Annotated in this window: 4 protein-coding genes and 1 pseudogene; 2 read left to right on the top strand and 3 right to left on the bottom strand. The window is 57.1% G+C overall.

Annotated elements, in window-relative coordinates; genetic code table 11:
• A pseudogene (locus DU506_RS22370) lies at nucleotides 1–320 on the top strand (IS4 family transposase); the annotation flags it as partial.
• A 94-nt stretch (nucleotides 321–414) separates the two neighbouring features.
• On the opposite strand, the gene ilvN reads toward DU506_RS22370, so the two are convergent.
• From ilvN to clpB, 3 genes are all read right to left on the bottom strand, one after another.
• Entirely contained in the window at nucleotides 415–906 is a 492-nt protein-coding gene (ilvN, locus tag DU506_RS20050) for an acetolactate synthase small subunit (RefSeq protein ID WP_114488629.1), read from the bottom strand.
• Nucleotides 906–2,627, bottom strand: coding sequence for an acetolactate synthase 3 large subunit (locus DU506_RS20045; protein ID WP_114488628.1), 1,722 nt, complete (start codon nucleotides 2,625–2,627; stop codon nucleotides 906–908). Before DU506_RS20045 ends, ilvN begins: the two co-directional genes overlap by 1 nt.
• 433 nt (nucleotides 2,628–3,060) lie before the next feature.
• Nucleotides 3,061–5,643: an ATP-dependent chaperone ClpB gene (clpB, locus tag DU506_RS20040; RefSeq protein ID WP_114488627.1), complete on the bottom strand. Its 2,583-nt coding sequence runs from the start codon at nucleotides 5,641–5,643 to the stop codon at nucleotides 3,061–3,063.
• 402 nt (nucleotides 5,644–6,045) lie between these two features.
• On the opposite strand from clpB, the gene DU506_RS20035 reads away from it, so the two are divergent.
• A partial coding sequence (locus DU506_RS20035) for a transposase (protein WP_114488626.1) occupies nucleotides 6,046–6,994 on the top strand: 949 nt, incomplete at its 3' end.

Here is a 6,994-nt window from a genome sequence, read left to right as displayed (position 1 = left end):
CGCCGGAGATGGTCTTTCAGGAGCTCTGGGGCACCTTGCTGGCCTACAACCTGATCCGTTTCCAGATGGCGCGCATGGCCTATAGCCTGGACGCCGTGCATCCCAACCAGCTCAGCTTCCATCAGGCTGCCCACTGGCTCATCAAGGAGTTGACGATCCTACCCTGGGTCTCGCCGGGACGCGTGCCCGGCGTGCTTCAATCGATGCTGGACATGGCACCTGCCTTCGTCCTGCCTGAGCGACGCGAGCGGTCTTATCCTCGATCGGTCAGGCGCCGACCACAGAAATACCCCACCAAGAAAAATGCCAGTCAGCGTTAACTGACTGGCATTACCCTGGAGGGCGGCTAATCAATACCAGTTACAGAACGCAGCTGGATACCCACTGCTTACGGCAACTTTTTTATAACCAGCGTTAAAGTGACAGCACCTTGTCGCCGCGGGCGATGCCCGACACTCCGGTACGCGCCACTTCCAATATTCCCACCGGACCCATTGCCTGCAAGAACGCATCCAGCTTGGTGGCGTCACCAGTGATCTGAACCGTATAAAGGCTGGGTGTGACATCGACGATCTGCGCCCGGAAGATATCCACCGTGCGCTTCACTTCATCGCGTGCCGCTCCTAGCGCCTTTACTTTCACCAGCATCAATTCGCGCTCGATATGATTGCCTTCGGTGAGATCCACCAACTTGATCACATCGATCAACTTGTTGAGATGCTTGGTGATCTGCTCGATCACCCGATCATCGCCCACCGTGGTAACCGTCAAGCGCGACAATGACGGATCTTCCGTCGCGGCCACGTTCAAGGTTTCAATGTTGAAATTGCGCTGGGAAAACAACCCCACCACGCGGGACAGGGCGCCGGGTTCGTTTTCCATCAGAATCGAGATGATATGACGCATCAGGTTCGCTCCGTCTTGGAAAGCAACATGTCGCGCATGGAGCCCAACGGCACCTGCATCGGATAAACGTGCTCGTGCGGATCTACCTTCACGTCCAGGAACACCAATTCATGCTTATCGGCAAAGGCGCGTTCAAGCGCCGGCTCAAGCTCATCCAGCGTATTCACCGTGATGGCGGTAAAGCCATAGGCTTCGATCAACTTGTGAAAGTCCGGCAATGATTCCATGTAGGAATGCGCATGACGGGACTTATAGTTGAGATCCTGCCACTGGCGCACCATCCCCAGCGAGGCATTATTGAGGTTGACGATTTTCACCCCGATGGCGTACTGCTTACAGGTTGAAAGCTCCTGCATCATCATCTGGAAACTACCTTCACCCGTCACGCAGACGACGTGATCGTCAGGGTAGTTCTGCTTGATACCCATGGCGGCGGGGAAGCCGAACCCCATGGTCCCCAAGCCTCCCGAGGTGATCAGACGATTGGGTTTATCGAACTTATAGTACTGGGCAGCGAACATCTGATGCTGACCAACATCCGTGGTCACGAACGCCTCGCCATGCGTGACACGGCATAGCGCTTCGACCACTTCCTGGGATTTCAGCACACCGCCGTCGGAAGGCTCGTAAAGCTTGCCCACACGTTCTGCGCGCCAGCCCTCGATCTGCTGCCACCACTGGGCCAAGGCATCGGGGTTAGCGATATCTTGCCCCTGAACCAGGCTGATCATTTCATTGATCACGCTGGCCGCCGGACCCACGATAGGCACATCCGCGCGTATCGTCTTGGAGATCGAACTGGGGTCGATATCCACATGAATGATCTTGGCGGTAGGACAGAACTTGGAGGTATTGTTGGTCACACGGTCATCAAAGCGCGCCCCGATGGCAATCACCAGGTCAGCATGGTGCATGGCCATGTTCGACTCATAGGAGCCGTGCATCCCCAGCCAGCCCAGGCACTGACGGTCACTCTGCGGGTAAGCGCCGATGCCCATCAAGGTGGTGGTGATCGGGTAATCAAGCCGCTGAACCAGATCGGTCAACCCTTCGCAGGCCTTGCCGAGCACCACGCCGCCACCGGTGTAGAACACCGGTCGCTTGGCCTTGAGCATCATGTCGACCGCTTTCTTGATCTGGCCGGTATGGCCGCGCGTCACCGGGTTATACGAGCGCATCTTGACCTTTTTCGGGTAGATGTACTCGTAGCGCTCGGTGGGCGCGGTCATGTCCTTGGGAATATCCACCACCACCGGGCCTGGACGCCCTGTGGCTGCCAGATAGAACGCTTTTTTCAATACGTCAGGAATTTCCGACGGGTGCCGAATTGAAAAGCTGTGTTTCACGATCGGCCGGGTCACACCGACAATATCAGTTTCCTGAAAGGCATCGTCACCGATCAGGTGGCTCATCACCTGGCCGCAAAGCACCACCATGGGAATCGAATCCATGTAGGCGGTGGCAATGCCGGTCACCGCATTGGTGGCCCCAGGGCCTGAGGTCACCAACACGACACCGGGCTTGCCCGAAGCGCGGGCATAGCCGTCGGCGGCATGGGTCGCCGCCTGTTCGTGACGCACCAGAATGTGCTTCACCTTATCTTGGCGGAACAGCGCGTCATAAATATGCAGCGCGGCTCCACCGGGATATCCATAAATGTACTCAACGCCCTCATCTTGCAAGAAGCGGGCGATCATATCTGCGCCGGAAAGCAGTTCCACTGTGTTTCTCCCCTGGAGGTCTCGAGTGCGATCCGTATTCAATAAAGGAACACGGGGTCGAGTGCGGCGGTATGCCACTGCCGGCCATGCCGGCACCTGATGCCAAACCCTGGCAGTTTTCGGCCCGGTTGGGGCCTGCACTCTCATCACGGCGGATTGCCGCGTCGGGGCGTTGGCCAGGTCGGGCGGTGACCCAAACCCGGAAGTCCTTCGGCGGGTAAAGGCCGCTTGGCCTACCCTTCGCGCGAGAGTCGGGGGTTGCCCTTCGATCCGCGCCCGCAATCAGGAAGCGTCAAGATTCCATTAGCGCTGTCAGCATGTCAACTGTCAAGCGCCCAAGACCACCCATCGTCTAGCAAGAAAGACATAAAAAAGCCCCGCCAGGCCTAAGCCGAGCGAGGCAGAAACTCATTGGAGCGACCTGAGAAAAGGCTCAGCTGCCGAAGATGAGCTTACCTTCTTCAGCGGAAATACGGATGGTATCTCCCGGGGCAAACTTGCCTGCCAGCAGATCCTGCGCCAGCGGGTTTTCAATACGGCTCTGAATCGCCCGCTTGAGCGGCCGCGCCCCGAATACCGGGTCAAAGCCCACAACCGCGAGTTGCGCCATCGCATCATCACTGACTTCAAGCTTGAGCTCATGTTCGGCCAGACGGACTTTCAAGCGCTCCAGCTGAATACCGGCAATGGCCTGGATCTGCTCCTGACCCAAGGCGTGAAAGACCACGACCTCATCGATGCGGTTAATGAGTTCGGGGCGGAAATGATCACCCACCACCGCCATGACCATGTCCTTCATCTGCTGATAGTCGGTTTCTTCACCGCCCATGCGCTGGATGATGTCCGAGCCCATATTGGAGGTCATCACGATCACGGTATTGCGAAAGTCCACCGTACGACCTTGACCGTCAGTCAAACGGCCGTCTTCGAGTACCTGCAACAGGATATTGAACACATCCGGATGGGCCTTTTCGACCTCATCGAGCAACAACACCGAATATGGCTTACGCCGCACGGCTTCGGTCAGGTAACCGCCCTCCTCGTAACCGACATAGCCGGGAGGCGCACCGATCAACCGCGCCACGGAGTGCTTCTCCATGAACTCGGACATGTCGATGCGCACCATGGATTCCTCGGTGTCGAACAGGAAGTTGGCCAGCGACTTGCAAAGCTCGGTCTTGCCCACCCCGGTGGGGCCGAGGAACAGGAAGGAGCCATTGGGGCGATTGGGGTCGGAAAGGCCGGCACGCGAACGACGCACGGCATTGGATACCGCTTCCACCGCTTCTTCCTGGCCGATGACCCGCTGATGTAGCGCCTCTTCCATGCGCAGCAACTTGTCGCGTTCGCCTTCGAGCATCTTGGCCACGGGAATCCCGGTCCAGCGGGACACCACTTCGGCAATTTCTTCCTCGGTGACATTGGAGCGCAGCAGCTGATGGCTGGCGGTATCCGCCTCAGTATCGTTACTTTCGGCTATTTTCTTTTCAATCTCCGGAATCTTGCCGTACTGGATTTCCGACATGCGGCCCAAGTCACCCTGGCGGCGGGCCTGTTCCAGGTCAATACGCGCCTGCTCAAGCTCGGCCTTGAACTGAGCAGCGCCCTGGATGCTGGCTTTTTCCGTCTTCCAGATTTCATCCAGGTCGGCGTATTCGCGCTCCAGGTCATGAATCTGATTCTCCAGAGCTTCCAGACGTTTCTTCGTCGCCTCGTCGGTCTCTTTTTTCAGCGCCTCACGTTCCATCTTCAACTGAATCAAGCGCCGATCGAGACGATCCATCTCCTCCGGCTTAGAATCCAGCTCCATACGGATGCGCGACGCCGCCTCATCGATCAAATCGATGGCCTTGTCGGGAAGCTGGCGGTCGGTGATATAGCGCGTGGAAAGCTTGGCCGCGGCAATAATCGCCGAGTCGGTAATATCCACGCCATGATGGACTTCATAACGCTCTTTCAAGCCACGCAGGATCGCCACGGTATCTTCTTCGGTAGGCTCGTCTACCAATACCTTCTGGAAACGCCGTTCCAGGGCGGCATCTTTTTCGAGGTATTTGCGATATTCATCCAGGGTGGTGGCGCCCACGCAGTGAAGCTCACCGCGAGCCAAGGCGGGTTTGAGCATATTACCCGCATCCATGGCACCTTCAGCCTTGCCGGCCCCGACCATGGTGTGCAGCTCATCGATGAACAGGATCACTCGCCCCTCTTCCTGGGAAAGCTCCTTGAGCACCGCTTTCAAGCGCTCCTCGAATTCACCGCGGAACTTGGCGCCCGCCAGCAACGAGCCCATATCCAGCGACAGAACGCGCTTGTTTTTCAAGCCCTCCGGCACTTCACCGTTAACGATACGCTGAGCGAGCCCTTCGACGATGGCAGTCTTACCCACACCGGGCTCCCCGATCAACACCGGGTTGTTCTTGGTGCGCCGCTGAAGCACCTGGATGGTGCGACGAATTTCATCGTCGCGACCGATTACCGGGTCAAGCTTGCCATCCAGGGCACGTTGATTGAGATCCAAGGTGTACTTGTTGAGCGCTTCACGCTGCTCTTCGGCGTTGGGATCATCGACTGTTTCTCCTCCACGCAGGCTATCGACGGCGGCCTCCAGCCCTTTGCGGTTGACCCCGGCGTGAGTCAATAGCTTGCTCACTGGATGGCTCATCTCCAGTGCAGCTAATAGCGCCAATTCGCTGGCGATAAATTGATCGCCACGTTTCTGGGCTTCCCGATCGGTGAGATTGAACAGCTTGATCAAATCACGCGAGGGCTGAACATCGCCGGTGAATTCGCTGACCTTGGGCAGATCGTCGAGATGCGCCACTAACCCATCGCGCAGCTGACTAGCGTTGCCACCGGCTTTTTGAATCAAGGCTTTGATCCCGGTATCTCGTTCATCCAGCAGGGCCAACAGTAAGTGGCCGGGCTCAAGTTGATTATGTCCGTAGCCGACGGCCAACGACTGCGCCTCAGCAATGGCGTTTTGCAACTTGGCAGTAAACTTGTCGAATCGCATCTACTTCCTCCCTGGATGGCGATGCGTTCGGACGCACCGCTTGACCCGAAACATAGGCTAAAAAAACACTCTTGAAAAACCATCATTAACTGATCCAAGTCTTGACAACTTAAGTGGCGTCAGTTTAGAGGAGTTTCAAGGGGAGAAAGCGACATTGAACAAAATTCTGCCGCATTCTGCGATTCGATTCTTTGAATGAATTGGCAGTTAAGGCAGGGCAAGGTGTCCAGGGCTATCGCAGTTAGAAATAATTGCTTTCTAAGGTCTTGGCTTCATACCAGACATCAAGTGCTTGGCAATAGTCTGAACAATAGATTCGAGCACCCATCTGCCAACTGCGATAGCCCTGGCAAGGTGTCAGCCTTGCTTGTTCTTATAGCTGGTTGGATATATAGTTTTCTTATGTCGATCATCCGTTCCGACTCCCTGGCGCTACACGTCACCAGTGCCGACCAACAGACCGCTCTGACGGATACGCTGGCGCTGTATCGGCGATTGGTGCGCGATCTCATGACCGTGGCGTATACGCACTGGCCGCAGGTCGGCGTCTGCGAAGGGAACGCGGTGGTCGAGGTAATAGAACGGCTGATACATCCCACCCAAAAACGACCACAGGTACGCTACACGTACTTTGCTAAACGCTACTACAAATTTCCATCGTACCTTCGCCGTGTCGCTATCATGGATGCGGTCGGTCAAGTCCGCTCCTTCGTGACACGGTTTGAGGCGTGGCGCAGCGGTGAGCGTAAACACCTGCACGCCAAACCACCGCGCCTGACATCCAGCACCAAGACCGTTCCGAGCCTTTACGGGAGCCAGTGCGCCAAGATCAAGGCCGATGCCAGCCATGCCTTTATCAAGGTGCGACAGCACAATGATTGGGTCTGGATGGGATTTCGGCTCAAGGGAACATGCCGGTTCCGGGGGAAAGGCAAGGCCAAATCCCCGCTACTGACCACTGACGGTCGACAATGGCAGCTCTCGTTGCCCGAACAGTTCGATCCACCCAAGCCCGCCAAAGGCGCCCCTGGCCGGGTGCTCGCGGTGGATGTTGGCATCAACACGGCGGCGACCTGGGCGGTCGTCGATGCTCAAGGCACTGTCCACGCACGCGGGTTTCTCTCGCGCACGGATAAAGACCGGGAGTATCGGCTCATGCAACGCATCCGCCGTCAGGCACGGAAGCAAACTCGGCACGGAAGCCGGTTGCCACCGGGCTTCTGCCGTCGGGATCACCAGCGTTTAACTCACCTGGCTGATAACCAAGCCCATCAGGTCAGTCGACGGCTGGTGAACCTGGCGCTCAAACATGACTGCCAAGCCATTGCCGTCGAAGACCTGAAAGGCTGGC

Source organism: Vreelandella rituensis, assembly GCF_003336665.1.
GTDB lineage: Bacteria > Pseudomonadota > Gammaproteobacteria > Pseudomonadales > Halomonadaceae > Vreelandella > Vreelandella rituensis.
The sequence above is the reverse complement of the archived record's forward strand: the minus strand, read 5'-3'. Positions and strand labels throughout refer to the sequence as shown.